Raw genomic sequence first — 20,006 nt, 5'->3', positions numbered from 1 at the left:
TTGGTCGAGCCGCGTTAACACCGGCCGGGCTCGATCCCCAGGAAAATGGTGGCCGGTTGCTCCGACTGGAATCCATGATGCGAAGCATTTTTCAATTGAAGATGGCGTTGGTTCTCGGGTGCATGATGACAGGGGGCTGCGGAATGTCGTTCCCTCCGCTGGCCGTGGTCGATTACGTCGACCCCGTGAGGTATGCGGGCAAGTGGTACGAGATTGCCCGTTATCCGAACACGTTCGAGCGCGGCTGCGTGGGTGTGACGGCCGAGTACACCATTCGCGATGACGGGAAGATCACGGTTCTTAACGCGTGCCGGCAGGGTGACCTGGACGGATCGGTCCGCAGCCAAGAGGGCATTGCCCGCATCGTGGACGAAGAGACCAACGCCAAACTCCGCGTGAGCTTCTTTTTCCTTTTCGAGGGCGACTACTGGATCATCGCCCTGGACGAGAATTACGAGTGGGCGGTCGTGGGCGAGCCGAGCCGAAACTTCCTTTGGATTCTCAGCCGCACGCCGCAGTTGGACGAGCAGATTCTCGCCGACATTTACGACATGCTTCCCGACAAGAATTACGATCCGTCGCGGCTGATACTTGTCGAGCAGCCGACGGAATGAGGAACTACAGCTTCCGGATCACGCCGACGACAACACCCTGGATGTCGACCTCGGTGGGATAAATGGGGCGGTATCGGCTGTTGGCCGGTTGCAGGCGAATGCGGCCCTTCTCCCGATAGAACTTCTTGAGCGTGGCCTCCTCGCCGTTAATGAGGGCCACGACGGTTTCGCCATTGCGGGCGTTGGAGCGCTTCTCGAAGACGACAAGGTCGCCCTCGCAGATGTGCTCATCGATCATGCTGTCGCCCGTGACGGTGAGGACGCCGACGGGGTGCCGGCTGTTGTAGAGCTGCTCGAGGTCGACGGCGTCGGATGTTTCAATGGCTTCGATGGGGCGGCCGGCGGCGATCCGCCCGACAAGGGGCAGCAGCGTGGGGCGCTCATCGGGAAGGCGGGCGCTGTTCGTCAACTCCAAAGAGCGAGCCTTGTTGGACCGGCGCGTGAGCATGCCTTTCTCGAGGAGCGCCTCGACGTGCTCGAACACGGTGATCTTGCTGATGCCGAGTTCGTCGGCCATCTCCTGCAGGGTCGGCGAATAGCCGTTGGCCCGCCGGCCGTCGCGAATCATCCGCAGGATTTCCATCTGCCGGGGAGTAACGCAAAGCGAATCGTCCGTCTCCGTCTTGCGCGTTCGTGCCATAACCGTGCTCCAGAAGGCGGGTCCAACCCGCCCGATTCCAAATCACCAATGGAAGCCGCCCGCTCGCCAGCAACGCGCTGAGCGCGAGCCTACGGCGATTCTCTCGAACCACGGCGACCAGACTTCCCGCCAGCCGGGACCACCAACCCGCGACCGCCCCGGAAGCCAGGGCCGGGGCCAGCGGATGGGCGGTGAGAGGAACGCGACGCAGGTTCGGCGCCCTCTTGGCGGGCCTCAAGCCGAGGTCGCGGCCGGTTCCCGTCGGGTGGTCCTGTTCCGGACTGTTCTCCGTGACCCAGGCGTCTCGGAAATCGCCGCCGGGGCCGAAGACGAACAGCGGAAGCGGACGATCGGATTCGCGACGGGGTCGCGGCTTTCGGAAGCGGAAGAACATCCCTGTTGCTCCGGGTCCTGATTTTGAACCGTGAAGGCGCGGCCGCGGGCGATCCGTGCCAGCGGCAACCGGCGCCTGCCGGTTCGATATCTGTTCGGATAAATAGTATCCTAACAACGACCCAACGTCAAGTGAAATCGGTGAGCAATTTCGGACCATGGCGAGCTCCCTGAGAGAGAGGCGCCTGGCTCCGCCGGGCGGGCTCTGTTGTGGTGCGCGTTGCCTTGAACGCTACGGGTTGTGGTATCGGCCGGATGGGGTTGGGGTGTGGAGGCAATTTTCACAGGCGGGGGCGCAGGAATTGCGCGATGGGGCGCTCGATCGTGGGATAGCGTGAGAGCGGGGGCGGTTGGAGGCATGCGAACCGCGTAATTCACTGCTCAAGGGCATGTCCACGAAGCGTGGACATGGCACACAAGAAAGTGGTGCGTCGGAGGCGCGGGGGATTTGGACGCTACGCCGTGCCTGATTGGCCATGGACTTCCGTCCCGCACTCGGGGCAGCGGTCCGGTGTGGCGCGGAGGTCGTATCCGCATTTGACGCAGAGGCCGAGTCGGCGACGGCGGCGGGTGCGCAGGTAACTCCAAATCGCGAAAGCTGGATAAGTAGTCAGCGCCACGAATGGGAACCACGCTGGACAGGCCAGCGCGATTACATACCGGTTAGTCCGTCGCCGCTCTTGTTCCTCCAGGGATAGCGAACCCAATCCCATGCCGCATCGCAGTTTGGGCTTTTCAACGGCTCGGCGGACGCGAAATCCGACTGCCTTGAGATCCCAGTCGTAGGTTTCCTTTGTGGCGGTCGCAGCCTGCCAACTGAATGCCATGCGCCCCTTTCCGATGCGGAGGTCGGCGTGATCCCAAGGACCTTGGTATCGAAGAATCGAGATGTACGAGTCGTCCAGGACCGTGGAGAGCGCGGCATCGATGCGAATCTTCTCTGATTCGTACGCCCAACCGGTGGACCAGTTGACCAAGCCGTGCGGGAAATGCGCGATAGCTGTGACGATGCCAACCGCCGCGGCGGCTGTCGCCATTCCGGCGAAGAGGAATCTTCGTAACCATCGCCCCACATTAGGCCTCATGGCTTGATTTCCTCTACTTCCCGGCCGCACTCGGGGCAGCGGGGGTGAACGGAATCGGCGCGATTTCCGCTGCATATTCTACCACGCGATTCGGAGGACAGGTGCGGGAATTCGGGCTCTCGCACTCTCGCACGCGGTGAGGGTGGCGCATGGCCGCTGTGCGACCCCTTCGGGGTCGGGGGATGGTTGGGCGTGCGAACCGTGGGCGGCGCTTCGCTTGCCCACGGCTACTGTCTTGCACCCCTTCGGGGTGAGGAAGCGCAAGAGGTGCATCAGGGGATGCACCCTACGAAGAGTGGTCCGCGGGGCGGACACTACCGTCTGCGTGAGAGGTGCGTCGGGGACGTTCCGTACAAGACTACTGTCTTGTACCCCTTCGGGGTGAGAGCATGTCCACGAGGCGTGGACATGGCACACAAGCGAAGAGTGGTCCGCGGGGCGGAAACTACCGTTTGCGTAAGAGGTGCGTCGGGGGATGCACCCTACGAAGAGTGCCCCGCAGAGCGGGCGCGACGGTTATTCGTCGCAGGAGAAGCGGAAGGCGTCGTCGAGGTCGACGGGTAACACCAGCGTGCGGAGGTTGGACGCGAGGGCGTCGGCGCACATGGCGGCGCGGGCGGCTGGATCGTTGACGAAATCGTCGGCGTATTCCGCGCTAAGGACGGGCTTGCCCGCGTCGATGAAGGGCTGCATCGCGTCGCACTCGTTGAACTCGTGGCATTGTTCGTTGACGGCGAAATCGAAGTAGTCGACGAGGTCAGGAATCTGTTCGAGGTCGTTCTTGAGGGCGACGGCGAGCCCGCGGGCGTGGGCCTCGTTGGCGAGGAAGCGGTTGAAGGCGAGCTGGTCGCGGGCGGTGATGCCGAATCCGGTGTCGTTGGTGAAGGCGGTGACGTTGTCGGGCTCGACGCCGTCGCAGCCGCGTTCGACGGCATAATCCAGGCGGCGGCGCATGATGGCGTGGACGTTGGAGGAGCGGATGTCCAGCCAGCGCTCGTCGGCGAAGTCTTCGAGGGTGTTGCCGAGCTCGGCGGGGAGAAACTCGTCGGCATCGTCGCGGAAGTCTTCGTAGGTCCCGGCGGAGAAGTAGCAGATGACCCGCCGGCCGGCGCTGCGGAGAATGGCGAGGGTTTCGTCGGACACGTCGAAGAGATCCACGTCGTAGACTTCCACGCCGTAGCCGGTGTTGATGTCGCCCTGGGCGTTGGGCTGAAGCTGCCACTGCCACGTGGCGGACACACCGGGGCGGTACCAGTCGCCCTGGGTGACGGGCGGGACGTCGGGGTCGAGCTCTTCGCCGTTCGAGCCGGCGGCCATGATGGTGAATTCGTCAACGGTCATGCCGCCCACGGTGAGAAACGCGAGTTCCAGCCGATTGCTGTACACGTCTATGCGAAGGGCGCCGTAGTCATCAGCGAAGCGGACGGCGCTGCCCTGCTGTGGGGTATCGACAAAGCCGTGAATGTCCACGCCGCCGAGGCCGTCCACGATGTAGGTCAGCCTGTCGCGAACGATGCGCTCGTAGACGTGATCGTTGCCGGAGAGGATCAGATCGAAGCCGAGGTCTTTCCAGTCCCAGCGCATGTGGGCGCCCTCATCGACATGGCGGTCGGCCGAGGAGTAGGGCGGCTCGTGGAAGTAGGCGATCTTGAAGGTGGAGGTGGAGGCGGCAACACGCTGCTGCACCCATTGGCCCTGGACGGAGTCCTGGGTGACGCCGTCGGGTTCGCAGCCTTCGAGGCTGTGGATGGAGAAGAAGTGGACCGGTCCGCGGACGAAGTCGTAGTAGCGCTCGTTGCCGGAGGAGTCGTCGGGGAGGGTGAAGTAGCGGAGGTAGTCGTCGAGTCCGTCGGGATCGTCGCAGGTATCGCCCCAGTCGTGGTCACCGGGCGTGGGGAAGAAGCGGTTCTCGGCGGAGCCGGGGCCGGAATCGCCCAGGTAGTTGCCAATGAATTCGTGGAAGTATTGGCCGATGGCCAGCTCCAGGCCCTCGAACGTGCCGCGGTAGGCGCCGTCGCTGTAGTCGTTGTCGCCGACGGTGATGATGAAGTCGGGGTTCCAGCTCTTGATCATGTCGGCGACGGCGCGGGTGTTGTCGTCGTCGTCGCCGTAGTCGCCGATGGCCGCGACGGTTAGCAACTTGTCGGCGGTGTTGTCGTTACTATTGTCATTGACATTGTCATTGTCGTTCGAGTTGATGTTGTCATTCGAGTTGATGTTGTCGTTGGCATTGGTGTTGTCATTGCCGGCCGGTGGTGCTGAGGGCGTGCAGGCGCCGGACGTCCACAGTAGGACCTGCGCGGCGGCGAGCAAAGTAATTCCGACAACGGGAAGCGGACAGGCTCTGCCCCCGGTGGCACGACGAACGATTGAATGCATCAGGCCCTTCCTCTCGAATAGACGGGGCATGATCGCGGCAAATTGCCGGAATGGCAACTCGATTGGGGGCGAAGTCGCGAGATTCGAGCGCCGGGGCTTCAGTGGACCTGGTCGGCGACCTGCTGGTAGCGGGTCCTCATTCGCTGAGTCCATTCGTCGAGTACCTGGTCGGACTCGTACTGGGGAGACCGATGGCAGGATTGGCCCGGTTCGAGCGCGGAAAGCTGAGCGCGGGACTGTCCCAGATCAACGTGACGGCCCAAGTCGATCGTGAAGGGATTCTCGCTGATGGCCAGATCGGAGCTGAATTCCTCGTGGATCGCAGGGAGAATCGGATAGTGGTAGAGGGTGGAGGAGTTTACCGATCCTTTCTCGGTGCGGAGGCCCCAGAGCTTTTGTCCGTCTTCCGTGAGGTTGTAGCGAACGAAGGCTGCGGCGAGTGCGGGATCGCGGGCGCAATTCAAGACGCTGACAGCAGCGGGGGAAACGGTGGCGACGCCGGGTGGTACCAGGAAACGGAGCGCGCCGTCTGACCGATCGATGCGTTCCTGCGCATTATCTTTGGTCTTGTTGGCGGCCCCGGGGGGTCGAGAGACCCATGAGCATAGTGAATCCGTCGGTGGGGCGTATGCCGTGAGCTGTTAAGAAATTGTTAAGCAGAGGTTTGGGAGGCCAGGTGACCAGTACCGTCACCCCGGTGCGTTTTACGCGGCTCAGCCAAATTGCGTCAGTTCTTCTACCGATAAAACGGGCAGTAATCGACGGGAAGGGGATGGTGGCGTCATGCGCGGTAGGTACGCGCACGAGGTTCCTGGAACGGAAGTGAATGTTCGGCATCCTGGCTCGACAGGTTCTCCTGCCCGTGCATGAGCGGTTGCTTGGCCGGCCGACGCTGCGCCTGGCGGCCGAGCTGGAGGCATCGCAGTGGCGGTCTCCGGCCGAGATCCGGGCGCTTCAGGGCGAGAAGCTGGGGGCGTTATTGAACCACGCGGCACGTCACACCCGGTTCTACCGGGATCGATTCGCGCAAGCGGGTGTGGATGTATTGCGAGACGACCCATTCGAGGTGCTCCTGAAACTCCCAGTTCTCAAAAAGGCCGAGATTCGCGCCAATATTGAGAAGATGGTTTGGGCGGAGGTTGCCGGGGGACTTCACCCATTTGATACGGGAGGCTCCAGCGGTGAGCCGTTGCGTTTCTTCGTCTGTCGGCGACGACAGGCCGCGGACCAGGCAGCGCGAATCCGCACCCATCGCTGGTTCGGCGCTGAGTTCGGCGATCGCGAGTTGTATCTTTGGGGTTCGCCGATCGAGCTACGCCGAACGGACCGGTACAAGGCGTGGCGCGACCGGTTGTTCAACCACCGGCTGCTCAGCGCCTTCGATATGTCGCCAGCGCGCCTTGATGCGTACTTTGACGAGTTGGATCGATTTCGCCCACATTGCATTTTTGGATACCCGAGTAGCCTCGCACTGCTTGCGAACTACGGCCGCTCGCGCGGAAGGGCGGGCAACCTGGAATCGCTGAAGGCGGTTTTCGTCACCGGCGAGGTGTGCTTTCCCCACGATCGCGAGAACCTGGAGGACTATTTCCAATGCCCCGTGGCTGACGGCTATGGCGCTCGCGACGCGGGTTTTCTCGCACATGAGTGCCCGGACGGCGGCATGCACATCAACGCGGAACAAGTTTTCATTGAGATCTTGCGCGATGGGCGTCCGGTGGAGGCCGGGGAGTCGGGCGAAATCGTGGTGACGCACCTGGACGCCCTGGGAATGCCGCTGATTCGCTATCAAACGGGCGATGTAGGGCGCTTGCAAGTGGGACGGTGCACATGCGGGCGCGGGCTGCCGCTGATGGATGTCGTGGAGGGGCGAACGACGGATTTCGTGCACCTTCCGGACGGTACGAGGCGTCATGCGCTGGCGGTGATCTATCCCCTGCGGGAGCGTGAGGACGTGGGAGCTTTTCGCATCCGGCAGCGTGTGAATTACGTCGTGCAGGTGGAAGTATCCGGCGTGGAGGGACGGGGAGCGCCGGATCGAGAGGCCATTGCGACGGCGGTTGGCCGGGCAGTGGGAGGCGATATTCCTGTTCGGGTAGAGGTTGTCAACCGAATCACTGCGTCGGCGTCGGGGAAGTTTCAGTACGTGCGATCCGAGGTAGCCCAGGGACGAGTCGCATGGGAACCGGCTTGTGTGGCGGGCCTTGCGAAGGGAGCCGGGCATGGCGCCTGAGGTGCTGGACATTACGCCATGCCGGGACGGAGCGCATTCGCGCGGTGCAGTCGCCAGCGCGCATATCGAACAAATCGATGACCTTCGCTGCGATGAATGGAATGCGTATGTGGCGCGTCACCCCAATGGCACGATTTTCCACACCTGGGGCTGGCGGTGGGCAGTGGAGAAGTCGTTCCAGCATCGTCCCATCTACCTGGTTGCCATGCGAGAAGGACGTATTGCGGGTTGCCTGCCGTTGTTTCACGTGCGGAGTCTCTTCCTTGGTTCCATGTTGATCAGCGTTCCCTATGCCGTAGGCGGGGGGATTCTGGCGGACGATGTGGAACCGGCGGGGGCGCTGTTCCGAGCGGCTCGGGATTTGTGTTCGGAGTTATCCTGCCGCTGCGTGGAGTTCCGCAGCGAGAAGGCGTCGATCGACGAGCTTGCAGTCTCGGACCGGTACGTCGGATTCGAGCGCGAATTGCCGGGTCGCCCTGAGGAGGTGTTGGGCTGGCTTCCGCGCAAGGCGCGGGCCGCGGCACGGCAAGGGCGGGAGCGGTTTGGGCTTGCGATCGCACACGGCGAGGAGCATCTCGATCTGGTGTGGCAGTTGTATGCGGAGAACATGGGCCGGCTGGGTTCGCCCGTGTATCCCAAGCATTTCTTTGAGGCGCTGGCGGAAGCAACGGAAGGTCGGCATTGGGTTTCAAGGGTGACATGGGATGGGAAGCCGGTGGCGGGGTTGGTGACGTTTCTCCACGGCGATCGGGTCATGCCCTATTTCTTTGGATCGACGCCATCGGCCAAGGTCTGTCACGCGGCAAACTTCATCTACATGAGCGTGATGGAACGGGCGGTCGAAGAGGGGTATCGCGCATTCGATTTCGGCCGGTCGCGACGCGACAACGCGGGCAGTTGTGACTTCAAGCGCTTTCAGGGCTTTACACCGCGACCGCTTGGGTATCAGACCTATTGTCCTCCGGGTGAGCACGCCCCGGCGTCGTCCCCGTCGAGCGGGCGGTATGCCCTGGCACGGCACATTTGGCGTCACCTGCCACTTGCGTTGACGACGGCGCTCGGCGGCCGGCTGACGAAGCACTTTCCAGGGTGACAATCGTGCGGATTCTGTACTTGGCCCATCGTGTCCCCTACCCGCCAAACAAGGGCGACAAGCTTCGCGCATTCCGGCAAATCGAGCATCTCTCGACAAAACACGAAATCTGGTGCGCGGCGTTTGCGGACCGGGGCGAGGACGGGCGGCACGTGGATTCCCTGCGGCGCTGGTGCGCGGAAGTGGAGGTCGTCCGATTGCGGCCGGCATGGGCGAAGTTGCGGGCCTTGGTTGCGTTGGCTCGAGGGCGAACGCTGACGGAGGGTTATTTCTGGTCGCATGCCATGCGGACAGCGCTGGCGGCGTGGTCCGCACGCACGAGGTTTGATGCCGTGTTCGCCTATTCGTCGAGCATGGCGTCTTATGCGCTTGGCGTTCCTGCCGGGCGGCGGATCCTCGACCTGTGCGATCTGGACAGCCTGAAATGGCAGGACTACGCACGGTTCGGGCGAGGTCTGATGTCGTCGCTTTATGAAATCGAGGGACGGCGGCTTGGGCGCCGGGAGCGATCTTGGATTACCGCGTTCGACGCGACATTGCTGATTACCGAAGCCGAGGCTTCGCACCTGCCGTTGCACTTGCGTCGCCGGGTTCAAATCATGGGGAACGGCGTGACACTTGGCGAGTGGGGTGTGGCCGCGCGAAGTGCGCACGACGATGACGGTCCGGTCATCGGCTTCGTCGGGGCGATGGACTATCTTCCCAATGTCGACGCCGTGACGTGGTTTGTGCGCACGTCCTGGCCTGCGATTCGCGCCCGATTTCCCGAGGCACGGTTCCGCATCGTCGGTCATCGTCCGGTGCGCGCCGTGCGGCGGCTGGTGAGTTTTCCCGGTGTGGAGGTCGTTGGTGCGGTCGCGGATGTCCAGGCCGAGGTCCGCCGGACGGACGTGAGTGTCGCGCCGCTGCGCATCGCCCGAGGGCTGCAGAACAAGGTTCTGGAAGCGATGGCGGAGGGCGTGCCGGTTGTGCTCACGCCCGGCGCTGCCGAGGGAATCGACGGGCGCGCCGATCATGACTACTGCATTGCGGCGGAGGCAACGGACTTCGCCGTCCGTGTGGTGCGTCTGCTTCTGGATGCGACCCTGCGCGATCGCATCGGTGCAGCCGGTCGTGCGCTCGTAGCCCATAAGTTCCGATGGGCGGAGCAACTCGCGCGGCTGGATGAAGTCCTCACAGACGGCGGTGAGCCGCATCGTGTGGTCGCACAACGGACGATTCAACCTGACGGCGACCATCCCGGCTTGATGCGTCCCGGTATCGGCCCCCGCGAAACACGTGAGTTGGTCAGCCCAGGTTCAGGGCCTTGATCGACTTCTTATCCCGCGCGAACAGGTACTTCCCGGCGACCGTCGGTACCGTCCAGGATACGTCATCGAATAGCTGGAACTTGGCGAGGACCGTAAAGTCCTCGGGCGTTGCCGCAGCCAGAGCCAGATTCCCGTCTTCGTCCAGGATGATGAGCTTGCCGTCGGCCTGGATGACGTTGGCCTTGCTGAATCCGCGCTTCCGCCAGGCGATGTCCCCGGTTTTCATGTTCACCGCGGCGATAAAGAATGTGCCCTGGGTGCCGGTGCAGCCATACACGAAGTCTCCGTTGGCGACGGAGGTGACGTGATAGAACTGAATTTTCCGTGTCGACCAGACTTCGCTGACGCTGTATTGACTGCCGGTACGTTCGATCTTCAGCCCGTGTGCGCCGGCATCGGGTGAGGAGAAGAACAGGATGTTGCCGGAGGCCAAGGTGGGCATGCAGATGTTCTGCTTCCACTGATTCTCCTGGGGGAAGCTCCATTTGATCTCGCCGGTGGCGGGTTCCAGCCCGACAATCTCGGTGGCCATGAACGTGACGAGATGGTCCTCGCCGTCGATCCTGAACAGGCGGGGCGTCGAGTAGCCGTTCTCGAAGCTCGCCGACTTCCACTTCACGGATCCGTCCTTCTGATCGAAGGCGACGATGCTCTGGTCCTTGGCGCCAACAAGCGCAATGACCGTGTTCTTGTACGCGATGGGACTGGACGCGTAGCCATGCATGAGGAAATTGCCGCCCAGATCGTCCCAGAGGTTCTTATGCCAATGCGGCTTGCCGGTGAACTTATCGAGGCAGTGCATCTTGCCGGCGATGCCGATGGTGTAGAGCCGATCCTCGACGATGAGCGGTGTGGAGCGCGGGCCCGAGCCGAAGTCCTTGACGTGGCCTTCCTTCACGGCGGACTCATAGCGGTATTCCCAGACGGTTTCGCCGGTGTCGGCTTTGAGGGCGATGACCGCTTCCTTGTCTTCCGAGGCGCGATACATGGTGTAGAGGACGCCGTCTTCGAAGAGGATCGCGGAGTAGCCGTCACCGAGTTCTCGTTCCCAGACCTTGGGCGGACCGGACTCCGGCCAGTTGTCGGCGAGCCCCGCGGCCGAGGCCTTGAAATCCTGGTTGGTGCCGCCCCATTGCCGCCAGGCGGATTCGCCGGGAGATTCGGCAAGCGCCGCGCCGGCAAAGCCGGCGATAACCAGGCCCGACGTCCAGAGACGAGACCAGCGGATGGAGTGTCGTCGAGAGGGCATGGGTCCAGTCCTTTCCTTGTTGAAGGGCGGGACGCATCGGTCCCGAAAGCCCAGGCGGCCCGGCCCATCGTGCCGCCCGGGGGATCAGTGGATTCGTGCAATCGTCGGTGGCCGCCGAATTCGCGTCGTTCCTCGGAACGTGCGGCGGCTTAGCTCGTCGTCTTGTCCTTAATGTCAACACCGGGCGGCGGATTGAACTCGAAGAGCGACTTGTCCGGCTTGACGTTCATCTCAATGTCAGAGAGTGTGAGCAGGGAATCCGGCAGGTCGGCACCGGGTCGTGCGCTCTCCACCTCCCGCTTCAGCAGCAGTCCCCACTCCTTGCTGATATAGAAAGTGATATGGCGTTTGAGGCGGCTGGCAATGGATGTGCCGGTTATGATCCACACTGGTCGGCCGTCAAGCTCGCCCTCGGGCTGAGCGTTGAGGAGGTAGTTATCGTCGAGATAGTCGAACAGGGCCTGACCGCCCAATTCGATGCCCGAGTTTTTCTGTTCGCGCTTGGTTCCGCGGTAAAGTCCGTCCTTCTCGGTCATATTGTATAGGTAGCGTCCATCCGCGACGGTCGTGAAGGTTTCCGTCACCATGCCGCCGTCCACGGCAGAGAAGTGCTTGGAAATTAACTCCTGCCGGTACTGGTCCTTTCCATCGGACTTTCTATAAACGACGGTTCCTTCGGACAGGTGTTGCGACATGCCCGTGCTGGCCTGGAGGTTGACGTCCAGGGTCACCTTGGCGCGGAAGCTGTCGACTTTCTTCCAGGCGGCTGTGATTTCCTTCTCGATCGTGCTCAACTCGGGCGCCTTTGCCGGCGGGGCAGATTCTTGAGCGCTGGTGTTGACGGCGATTCCGATCAGGAAAAGGGCGGACCAAAGAATGTGAGATTTCATGGACTGCAACCTCCGAGGCGAAAACAACGATTGGTTCGAACCGAGACAGCCTCCCGCTTGGGGCCGATCTTACCAGCGCCTTAGGCTAAAAAATCGGCAAGAGCCGTGCAAGACTCCCGTTGATCGATTGGCCCATTTGAACAACGAAACCACGTTGCAGGCGGATTGGACGGTAACCCGTCTGTAACGAACAAGTCCACGATCACTCTGGGAACTCGTTCGTTTTTCGGTAACCCTCCGGCACGCGGAGCGTGAACGGGTCGCGGTCGAGCTGGGGATCCACGACCAGTGAACGGAGGGTCATATCGATCGTGCCCTCATTGCCTTCCCGCACAATGAGTCGAACCACCCGCCGGGGAAGGCTATCGGATCGGGCGATGTACCAGCTGTCTTTTCGCCCCTGGATGGCGACATCCACGCGATCGCACTGGACGCCGGCGATCTCCTCGGGCTTTCCGAGAGTGATGCTCTTGGACGACAACTCTTCCTTGAATGGCTCGGGCGAGGCGAAAGCGGACATGACGGCTCGCTGAATGGCGCGGCTGTCAGGCCCGAGGACCAGCGGGTCCATGTCTTCGTACGCTGTCTTGGTATCGGGATCGACGAGGAAGTAAACATCGCCGTTGGAGCCGGCTTCGCGTTCCGTGGTCTTGCCGTCCTTGTCCATGATGCGAACGCGGCAATGGAAGCGGTCGATTTCCCATTTCGACTGGTTGCCGATGGTGACCGTACCCTCCACATCCGGAACGAATTCCTTCAACCAGCCGCTGGCGCGAAGCTCTACGTCGTATCGAACCACCTCGGATTTCTTCATGGCTTCGGCGGAATTCTGCAGCAAGGCGACGGCTGCGGCATCGCGCTCGCCGGAATCGCCTTTCGCCTGCTCCGTCTGAAGCGGGCTCAAAATCAGAGTGAGCAGGAGGAGTGTGGAAGCGGTCGTCATTGTGGTCTCCTGGCAGAGAGATCGGTCTCCGGGTGCGGTGCACGCCCAGGATTTGGCTCGGGATTCTGATCATCCGTCCGATGGTAATCCCCGGTCTCGTGGGGGCATCCTAGAGGAAATGGGCATCTGATCGCAAGATGAGATCCGTCGGATCCAGTCAGGTCCAGTCCCGTTGCACCCGGTCCTCAGACGATCCCGGCGAATTGGGCAAGCGCCTCCGGGTTGGCGAGGGCGTCCCGGTTGGGAACGTCCTCGCCGTTGATGATGCGCGCGACCGCCAGTTCCACCTTCTTTCCGCTGATCGTGTAGGGGATGGCCGTCACCTGCCTGATGTGCCTGGGAACGTGTCGTTTGGTGGTTCCCTCGGCGATTCGCGCCTTGATTCTCCTGGTCAATTCATCGTCGAGGTTCACGCCGGGGCGGAGAACGACGAACAGACAGATTTCCACGTCGGCGTCCGCGGTGTTCTTCCCGACAACGACGCTGTCCATGATCTCGCCGATGGACTCAACCTGCCGGTAGATCTCGGCCGTACCAATACGCACGCCGCCGGGGTTGAGCGTGGCGTCGGAACGCCCGTAGACGATGACGCCGCCGCGTTCGGTGATCTCCACAAAGTCGCCGTGGTGCCAGACGCCGTTGAACCGGTCAAAGTAGGCCTTGCGGTACTTGTCGTCGTCGGGGTCGTTCCAGAAGTTCGTCGGCTGAGAGGGGAAGGGCGAACAGCATACCAGCTCGCCTTTCTGCCCCACGACCGGTCTTCCATTGAAGTCGAACGCCTTGACGTCCATCCCCAGCCCGAGCGATTGGATTTCCCCGGCGTAGACGGGGAGCACGGGGTTGCCGAGCATGAAGCAGCTGATGATGTCCGTGCCGCCACAGATGCTGGCCAGTTGCAAATCTGCTTTCACATGCTGATAGACCCAGCGGAAGTTTTCAACGGTGAGCGGCGATCCGGTGGAGAGGATGGCGCGAAGTCTGGAAAGATCGTGCTGCTTCGCCGGTTCGATGCCCGCCTTTTCGCACGCGGCGATGTACTTGGCGCTGGTTCCGAAGACGGTGATGGGGAGGCGCTCGGCCAGTTGCCAAAGGTGATCCATCGAGGGGTGCGACGGGCTGCCTTCGTAGAGCACGACGGTGGCGCCGACGCCCAGAGCGCTGACCAGCCAGTTCCACATCATCCACCCGCATGTCGTGAAGTACAGAATCGTGTCATCGCGGCGGAGATCGGTGTGGAGCATGAGCTCCTTCATGTGCTGGATGAGCGTTCCGCCGTGGCCGTGTACGATGCACTTCGGGATGCCCGTCGTGCCCGACGAATACATGATGTAGAGCGGGTGATCGAAGTGCACGGGTTCGAAAGTCAGGGTCGTATCGCTTGCGAGGAAGTCGCCCCATAGCGTGGCGTTCTTCAATCCGGCAAGGTCGGGACGATCCTGGGTGAAGGGCACGATCACGGCGCGCTGGAGACTGGGGATGCGCTCCATGATGCCGCGGACGCGCTCGAGCGAATCGATCCGTTTGCCGTTGTAGTAGTAGCCATCGGCGGCGATAAGCAGCTTGGGCTCGATCTGTCCAAAACGATCGAACACGCCTTCGATGCCGAAGTCCGGCGAGCAGGACGACCACACCGCACCCAGGCTCGCGGCGGCGAGCATGGCGATGACCGTCTCGGGAACGTTGGGCATGAACGCGCCGACGCGATCGCCGCGCTGCACGCCCGCGCCGCGCATCGCGGAGGCAGCACGGGCGACGTCGGTGCGAAGCTGGCGGTAGGTGATATTCCTCGAGCGCCCCAATTCATCCTCCGCGGCCAGGGCGATCCGGTCATCATCGAATCGGAGCAGGTGCCGAGCGAAATTGAACTCCAGGCCGGGAAACCAGCGTGTCGTGAGCATGCCGTCGCCGAAGCGAATGGCGCGAGGGGGGCGGGTGGCCTCGATTCCCGCGAAATCCCATATTTCCTTCCAGAATAGATCGCTGCGAACCACCGACCAGTGGTGGAACGCCGGCCAGTTCGGCTCGAAGCCATGCCTGCCGGCCAGGGTCTGCATAAGTTCGTACATCTGCGAGCGACGGACCTGATCCTCGGTGGGCTTCCATAGCATTTCGTGTGCGGGCATGGGGGATTCCTTGAAGCAGGCCATGAGCGGCGTGATCCGCTCCATCGGTCATTTTCGGCGAGGATCTGGGAGCGTCAATGCAGGCGACGAATGGATTCAGTGATGACGAGAACAGCTCAGCGGGGCTCGAATCGGTTCCCGGGCAGGCGGCGGATGCGCCCGCGGAGCTCAAGCCCGGTGAGCGAGGCCAGTACGTGGCCGGCATCGAAGCCCGCTCTTTCGCAAATCCTGTCGGCGTCCGTGGCTCCATCGCGCAGCGCGTCGAGCACGGCCTGGTCGACCGCGGAGAGTGAACGGTCCGCTCCGGGTACGACTGCCTGGGCGGCGACCTGTGGATCAAACAGCGAAACCGGTGAGGCGGCCTCCTCATTCTTCGCGGCGGATGGCGGCGCGTTGATGTGCATGATGCGCCCCACATCGCCCAGGTCCGAAAGCACATCGTCGAGGCAGGTGATCAGCTTGGCATGTCCCTCGCGGATCAGGGCGTTGACGCCGGCGGCGCGGTCGGGCTGGTCGATGCGGCCGGGGACGGCGAAGGCCTCGCGGTTGTAATCGGCGGCGAGCCGAGCGGAAATCAACGCGCCGCTGCGCTTGCCCGCTTCGACCACAATTACGCCCAGGGCCAGGCCGACGATGATTCTGTTGCGGCGCGGGAAGTTCTTCGCGTCCGGGGCGACGTCGGGCGGGAGCTCGCTGACCAGTGCGCCGGCTTGGACAATGTGTTCGGCCAATTCGGCGTGCTCCGGGGGATAGACCGTGGCGAGTCCGTTGCCGAGTACGGCAATGGTTCGCCCGCCCGCCTGAAGGGCCCCCTGGTGTGCGTGGCCGTCGATGCCCCGGGCGAGCCCGGAGACGATGGTGAAACCCGCTCCAGCGAGACTCTCTGCGAAGCGAAGTGCCTGCTCCCGTCCGTAGTGCGAACAGCGTCGCGTACCCACGATGGCCATGCCAACGGCGTCAGTCGGTTCGAGCCTGCCCTTGACGAAAAGGCAGATCGGTGGATCGGAGATGTGCAGAAGGGGGCGGGGATATTCATCGTCTTCCTGGCAGAGAACGCGAACGCCCAGCTCTTCGCAGCGATCGATGATGCGGGACGTTTCTGCATTTCGCCGCGACCCGACGATCGCCTCGGCGGAGGTTCGCCCGATGCCTTCGGCGCGGGTCAGTTCGGTTGCGGACGCTCCCAATACCGCTTCGGGAGTGCCGAAGTGTCTGATCAGGCTGCGGAGTCGAACGGGACCGACGGCATCGGTTTCGGCCAGTTGGAGATAGAGTCGGCCGCGATCGGAGATGACCGCGGGATCGTGCGATGCGGAAGGTGAAACCGCCGCGGAAGATGACTCAGGCGCGGTCATGGGGACTTGGCTTGTTCCGCGATCCACACTCGCATGCGCGTCTCGAGCATATCCAGGGGCATAGGACCTCCCGAGAGCATGAACTCGTTGAACACGCGGAGATCGAAGCGGTCACCGAGCTTTTCTTCTGCCTCGCGGCGGAGGGCGTCGAAATGCTGCCGGCCGATCTCCGCGCCGGCGGCCTCGCCCGGCAGGCTGATGCAGCGGATGACGTCCGACTCGATTTCCTCGTCCGTTCGCGTGGTATTCTCGCGCATGTAAGCCACGGCTCGGTCGTACGACCATCCCTTGGCGTGGATGCCGGTGTCGATGACAAGCATGGCGGCGGAATTGATGCCTTTCTGAACGGAGACGATTCGCTGGAACCGAGTTTCTTCATCGCTTGGTTGGCGAGGGAATGTTATCGTCAACAGGTCAGACCCGAAGAATGCCGTGAAACGAGCGTGTCGGCGAAACTCCGGGAGATTCAACGGGAGATAGAGTTGGTACCCGTAACTTCCCACGGCCTCCCGCCGCCGCCACTCCTCAGCCGCGCGGATGTCTTCGTCTGTGAAGCTCGCGAGTTCCTTTCTTAGGCGCGCAACCTCGGCGACTCCCATCTCGTGGGCCTCTTCCGGCTTGATGGGAATCGTGGCGTGGAGTCGAAGTGCGGCGGCGTAGATAGCATCCCCGCCGGTAATGTCACCGAGCCCGATCGAATTGCGGCAGAGCGGCATGTACTCGTCGAGAAGATAGGCGTGCAAGCTGCGAAGCGCCGAATCCACTTGTTCATTGACCGCAGCAGTAGTGCTTGCCCAACGCGCATTCGATTCTTCAATTGTCTCGTTAGTCCCGCAGGTACTGAGAGGGACAATTAGGGCAAGCTTGATCAATCTGCCGCCCGAGCGGACGTTCACCTGCGGCACTGTGCGCTCCACGAGCAGGCACGGCAGCACAAAGCCCGACTGGGCCGCGGTGTGCATGTTGAGCTCAAGGTCGGCGATCTGTATCGGGAAGGCCCTGAGCCTCGCAATGTACGCGTCATCGACCCTTGTATCGCGGTCGAAGTTCGTCAGGTCGATTTGCGGTCCGCTGACCGGCGTAATAGGCACCAGGGCCCAAGGCAGCGAAGCACGGAGAATCTCGTCACGGATGCAGCGCTGAAGCAGGTCCAGCGTGAGGCGGTCGTCTGCACTGAGTGTCGGCCGGGGAATGCGGTCGGTATCGATGAGAAGAGTGTTGAGGTCCTGCTGCCATTTACGGTTGGCAGCCGGGGAAAGGTCTTCCAAGTTGCCGGACAGGGGATCCTGGCGATCAAGTGCGCATTGCGTCGGAAAGCGGGCGCAGTAAAGCGACCAGTAGCGGTCGGCTAGTTGCTGGACGGTCGGGACTTGCGAGCCAAGGTTCGGCGGGGCGAAGCCGAGACAGGTTCCGGCGGCGATAACGCCGATCAATCGAAACACCCAGCACAGTGAGCGGCGCTTGGGAGAATTCATAAAGACTAGCGTAACCAGCCCACAGGAGGAATTCCAGTGTCGCGGAGTGCGGCGGAATCGAGCTAGGTGCGCTCCATGCGGGCGAATACCACGCTGCCCAATGAGAGGCCGAGGATTCCGACGGCGACGAGCACACCGCAGGGCAGGGCCATTTCGGCCGGTGAGAAGCCGCGGAAGATCGCGCCCTCCATGGCGTAGATGGCCCAGGAGACTGGGCTGACGTTGCTGGCGGTCTGCATCCAAGAAGGCATGAACATGAGCGGCATCATTCCGCCGCCGATCATGGCGAAGACCATGAGGATGGCCCAGCCGATACCTCCCGCGGCCTGCTCCGTCTTGCCAAGCACGGAGAGCAGCATCATGATGCCCGTGAAACACGCGGCGCAGGATGCGACCGCCAAGGCGAGAAGCGGCAGGGAGTCTGGTCGAAGTCCGAATACGATACTCGCGAACAGGAACAGGAAGGCTGCCACGGTGACGGTGGTCAGAAAGCACGCCAGAGCCTTGCCCGCGATGATGTCGCCGAAGCGGATGGGGGAGATGCGGAGGCGCATGAGCGTGCCGCTGTTGCGTTCCACGACCAGGGAGATGCCGAAGGCCGCGGCGCAACCCATGATGCCCCAGACGATGCCCTGCGGGAAGGTGATGTCGAAGCTGGTTTTGGGATGACCTTTCTCGCGCTGCGTCTCGACGGCTTCGACGACGACGGGTTCTATCCCGCCGAAACCGCCGTTACCTTCGCCGCCCGAAATCTGGGTGGTGAACTTGCTCAGTGAGGGCAGGAACGCGCTGAGGGCAATACGCATGATCGGGTCCATATCGGTGTCGGAGGCGACCCGGGCGAGCATGTCCTCGGTCATCCTGTTCATTTCTGCGGGGTCGCGGAAGAGCGTGTCGAGGCGCTCGAAGTAGCGGCGGGTCAGCACCCCCTGGAGCATGGCCGATTCCGCCTTGCGCGAGGGGTCGATTCCTGTGCGAATCTTCGGCGAGCCGCCCCAGAAGGGCATCTTGGCGCTCTCGCCAAAGCCCTCTTTCAGGATGACATAGGCCACAAGCCGGCCCTTGCGGACGAGGTTGGCCGCCGTCTCCCGGTCCATGTCGCAAAGCGTATCACCAGCGCGAACCTTGCGGCGGGCATCGATGTCGCCACCGTCCACCATGCGCTGGATGAATTCGTGCGACAGCTCCGTGTCGTCCTCGTCGATGACGGCGACCTTGAGGGCGCGTGTCTCCTGTCCCATGCCGGAGAAGACAATACCGAACAGCGAGGCGTATATCACTGGGAAGAAGAACGTGAAGAAGAAGCCCACCTTGTCGCGGAAAAGCAGCGACAGGTCTTTCTTTGCGAGTGTGAGTGCCGTGCCCATCAGTCCCGCAAGCTCCTTCCTGTAAGATTGAGGAACACCGTCTCGAGGTCGGGTTGTTCGAGTCGAAACGAGGACAGGCGAGTCTCCGTCTGCAGTCGAACGAGCTCCGCGACGGGATCGTCGGTCTCAACGCGAACCTCGCCGCGGTCCGTTTCAGCGCGGACTACGCTGCGCCCGCCGTGTCTGCGGATCAGTCCGTCCACGGAGTCGAGGTCCAGCAGCCGACCGTGGTCGATAATGCCCACCCGGTGGCAGAGCCGCTCCGCTTCCTCCATGTAGTGCGTCGTGTAGATGACAGTCGTTCCGTGCTCCCGCAGTGCCAGGATTTTTTCGAAGATGGCGTTCCGCGATTGGGGATCGACTCCGACGGTGGGCTCGTCAAGCAACAGCAGCGGCGGATCGTGCACGATGGCGACCGCGAGGTTCGCTCGTCGTTTCATTCCGCCCGAGTAGGTCTTGACCCGGTCGCGGCGACGCTCCGTCAAGCCTACGAAATCCAGTGCCCACGCCACACGCTCGCGAAGTCTCCGGCCGGTAAGACCCTGCAATCTCCCGAAGAAGCGGATGTTGTCCTCTGCGCTGAGGTCTTCGTATAGGGCCAGCGCTTGAGGCGCGGTGCCGATTTGCGCGCGAACCGCAGGGTTCGTTGGAGCCCCGCCGCCATTGATGCTTACGGTCCCGCCATCGGGCACCAGAAGTCCCACGGACAGCGCCACGGTCGTGCTCTTGCCCGCTCCGTTGGGACCGAGCAGGCCGAAGATTTCCCCGCGCTGGATTTCCAGTGTCAGGTCATCGACCGCCCGTGTTGCCCCAAAGCTCTTTCTTACCGCGCACAATTGCAGCATGACGCAGGCTCT

The 20,006-nt window shown here is 62.5% G+C and carries 16 protein-coding genes; 4 read left to right on the top strand and 12 right to left on the bottom strand.

Annotation, left to right across the window (positions count from 1 at the left end; translation table 11 throughout):
- Window positions 1–74 precede the first annotated feature (74 nt).
- Window positions 75–614: a lipocalin family protein gene (locus tag J5J06_07210; protein ID MCO6436858.1), complete on the top strand. Its 540-nt coding sequence runs from the start codon at window positions 75–77 to the stop codon at window positions 612–614.
- A gap of 4 nt (window positions 615–618) precedes the next feature.
- On the opposite strand, the gene lexA is transcribed toward J5J06_07210, so the two are convergent.
- The 4 genes from lexA to J5J06_07190 all read right to left on the bottom strand — a co-directional run bounded on the left by lexA (window position 619) and on the right by J5J06_07190 (window position 5,575).
- Complete coding sequence (gene lexA / locus J5J06_07205; protein ID MCO6436857.1) at window positions 619–1,254, bottom strand: transcriptional repressor LexA; 636 nt, start codon at window positions 1,252–1,254, stop codon at window positions 619–621.
- Window positions 1,255–2,102: 848 nt separating this feature from the next.
- Complete coding sequence (locus tag J5J06_07200) at window positions 2,103–2,732, bottom strand: hypothetical protein (GenBank protein MCO6436856.1); 630 nt, start codon at window positions 2,730–2,732, stop codon at window positions 2,103–2,105.
- Between the two features lie 516 nt (window positions 2,733–3,248).
- The gene (locus tag J5J06_07195) at window positions 3,249–5,111 is read right to left on the bottom strand and encodes an endo alpha-1,4 polygalactosaminidase (protein ID MCO6436855.1); all 1,863 of its coding nucleotides are present in this window, start codon (window positions 5,109–5,111) and stop codon (window positions 3,249–3,251) included.
- A gap of 98 nt (window positions 5,112–5,209) precedes the next feature.
- A complete protein-coding gene (locus J5J06_07190; GenBank protein ID MCO6436854.1) occupies window positions 5,210–5,575 on the bottom strand; it encodes a hypothetical protein in 366 nt (121 codons plus the stop codon).
- A 362-nt stretch (window positions 5,576–5,937) separates the two neighbouring features.
- Between J5J06_07190 and J5J06_07185 the strand changes: the two genes are divergently transcribed.
- Genes J5J06_07185 through J5J06_07175 form a run of 3 tightly spaced genes read left to right on the top strand, consistent with a single transcriptional unit; the run spans window position 5,938 to window position 9,747 of the window.
- Window positions 5,938–7,344, top strand: coding sequence for a phenylacetate--CoA ligase family protein (locus J5J06_07185; protein MCO6436853.1), 1,407 nt, complete (start codon window positions 5,938–5,940; stop codon window positions 7,342–7,344).
- Window positions 7,334–8,437 carry a FemAB family PEP-CTERM system-associated protein gene (locus J5J06_07180; protein MCO6436852.1) on the top strand — a complete coding sequence of 368 codons (1,104 nt, stop codon included), beginning with the start codon at window positions 7,334–7,336 and terminating at the stop codon, window positions 8,435–8,437. The genes J5J06_07185 and J5J06_07180 overlap by 11 nt, the downstream gene beginning before the upstream one ends.
- 20 nt (window positions 8,438–8,457) lie before the next feature.
- Window positions 8,458–9,747 (top strand): TIGR03087 family PEP-CTERM/XrtA system glycosyltransferase, encoded by a 1,290-nt coding sequence (locus J5J06_07175; GenBank protein MCO6436851.1) that lies wholly within the window; start codon window positions 8,458–8,460, stop codon window positions 9,745–9,747.
- On the opposite strand, the gene J5J06_07170 is transcribed toward J5J06_07175, so the two are convergent.
- The 8 genes from J5J06_07170 to J5J06_07135 all read right to left on the bottom strand — a co-directional run bounded on the left by J5J06_07170 (window position 9,725) and on the right by J5J06_07135 (window position 19,994).
- Window positions 9,725–10,996: a PQQ-binding-like beta-propeller repeat protein gene (locus J5J06_07170; GenBank protein MCO6436850.1), complete on the bottom strand. Its 1,272-nt coding sequence runs from the start codon at window positions 10,994–10,996 to the stop codon at window positions 9,725–9,727. The genes J5J06_07175 and J5J06_07170 overlap by 23 nt on opposite strands.
- Before the next feature lie 149 nt (window positions 10,997–11,145).
- On the bottom strand, window positions 11,146–11,886 hold the full coding sequence (locus J5J06_07165) for an outer membrane lipoprotein carrier protein LolA (GenBank protein ID MCO6436849.1): 741 nt from the start codon (window positions 11,884–11,886) through the stop codon (window positions 11,146–11,148).
- A 202-nt stretch (window positions 11,887–12,088) separates the two neighbouring features.
- Window positions 12,089–12,829 carry a hypothetical protein gene (locus J5J06_07160; GenBank protein ID MCO6436848.1) on the bottom strand — a complete coding sequence of 247 codons (741 nt, stop codon included), beginning with the start codon at window positions 12,827–12,829 and terminating at the stop codon, window positions 12,089–12,091.
- A 185-nt stretch (window positions 12,830–13,014) separates the two neighbouring features.
- On the bottom strand, window positions 13,015–14,952 hold the full coding sequence (locus J5J06_07155) for an acetoacetate--CoA ligase (protein MCO6436847.1): 1,938 nt from the start codon (window positions 14,950–14,952) through the stop codon (window positions 13,015–13,017).
- A gap of 116 nt (window positions 14,953–15,068) precedes the next feature.
- On the bottom strand, window positions 15,069–16,307 hold the full coding sequence (gene dprA / locus J5J06_07150) for a DNA-processing protein DprA (protein MCO6436846.1): 1,239 nt from the start codon (window positions 16,305–16,307) through the stop codon (window positions 15,069–15,071).
- Window positions 16,304–17,782: a DUF885 domain-containing protein gene (locus tag J5J06_07145; protein ID MCO6436845.1), complete on the bottom strand. Its 1,479-nt coding sequence runs from the start codon at window positions 17,780–17,782 to the stop codon at window positions 16,304–16,306. The genes dprA and J5J06_07145 overlap by 4 nt, the downstream gene beginning before the upstream one ends.
- A gap of 62 nt (window positions 17,783–17,844) precedes the next feature.
- Window positions 17,845–19,149, bottom strand: a complete 1,305-nt coding sequence (locus J5J06_07140; GenBank protein MCO6436844.1) for an ABC transporter permease — start codon at window positions 19,147–19,149, stop codon at window positions 17,845–17,847.
- The gene (locus tag J5J06_07135) at window positions 19,149–19,994 is read right to left on the bottom strand and encodes an ABC transporter ATP-binding protein (protein MCO6436843.1); all 846 of its coding nucleotides are present in this window, start codon (window positions 19,992–19,994) and stop codon (window positions 19,149–19,151) included. Before J5J06_07135 ends, J5J06_07140 begins: the two co-directional genes overlap by 1 nt.
- Window positions 19,995–20,006: the final 12 nt, after the last annotated feature.

Source organism: Phycisphaerae bacterium, from assembly GCA_024102815.1.
In the GTDB taxonomy this organism is placed as follows: domain Bacteria; phylum Planctomycetota; class Phycisphaerae; order UBA1845; family UBA1845; genus JAGFJJ01.
Note: the sequence above shows the minus strand (reverse complement) of the source record. Positions and strands in the feature narration are given on the sequence as shown.

Excerpts from the sequence above, each read along its gene's own strand:
- J5J06_07180 (MCO6436852.1), top strand. The coding sequence starts at position 7,334 with ATGGCGCCTGAGGTGCTGGACATTACGCCATGCCGGGACGGAGCGCAT.
- J5J06_07170 (MCO6436850.1), bottom strand. The coding sequence starts at position 10,996 with ATGCCCTCTCGACGACACTCCATCCGCTGGTCTCGTCTCTGGACGTCG.
- lexA (MCO6436857.1), bottom strand. The coding sequence starts at position 1,254 with ATGGCACGAACGCGCAAGACGGAGACGGACGATTCGCTTTGCGTTACT.
- J5J06_07140 (MCO6436844.1), bottom strand. The coding sequence starts at position 19,149 with ATGGGCACGGCACTCACACTCGCAAAGAAAGACCTGTCGCTGCTTTTC.
- J5J06_07185 (MCO6436853.1), top strand. The coding sequence starts at position 5,938 with ATGTTCGGCATCCTGGCTCGACAGGTTCTCCTGCCCGTGCATGAGCGG.
- J5J06_07145 (MCO6436845.1), bottom strand. The coding sequence starts at position 17,782 with ATGAATTCTCCCAAGCGCCGCTCACTGTGCTGGGTGTTTCGATTGATC.
- J5J06_07160 (MCO6436848.1), bottom strand. The coding sequence starts at position 12,829 with ATGACGACCGCTTCCACACTCCTCCTGCTCACTCTGATTTTGAGCCCG.
- J5J06_07210 (MCO6436858.1), top strand. The coding sequence starts at position 75 with ATGATGCGAAGCATTTTTCAATTGAAGATGGCGTTGGTTCTCGGGTGC.
- J5J06_07165 (MCO6436849.1), bottom strand. The coding sequence starts at position 11,886 with ATGAAATCTCACATTCTTTGGTCCGCCCTTTTCCTGATCGGAATCGCC.
- dprA (MCO6436846.1), bottom strand. The coding sequence starts at position 16,307 with ATGACCGCGCCTGAGTCATCTTCCGCGGCGGTTTCACCTTCCGCATCG.
- J5J06_07135 (MCO6436843.1), bottom strand. The coding sequence starts at position 19,994 with ATGCTGCAATTGTGCGCGGTAAGAAAGAGCTTTGGGGCAACACGGGCG.
- J5J06_07200 (MCO6436856.1), bottom strand. The coding sequence starts at position 2,732 with ATGAGGCCTAATGTGGGGCGATGGTTACGAAGATTCCTCTTCGCCGGA.
- J5J06_07155 (MCO6436847.1), bottom strand. The coding sequence starts at position 14,952 with ATGCCCGCACACGAAATGCTATGGAAGCCCACCGAGGATCAGGTCCGT.
- J5J06_07195 (MCO6436855.1), bottom strand. The coding sequence starts at position 5,111 with ATGCATTCAATCGTTCGTCGTGCCACCGGGGGCAGAGCCTGTCCGCTT.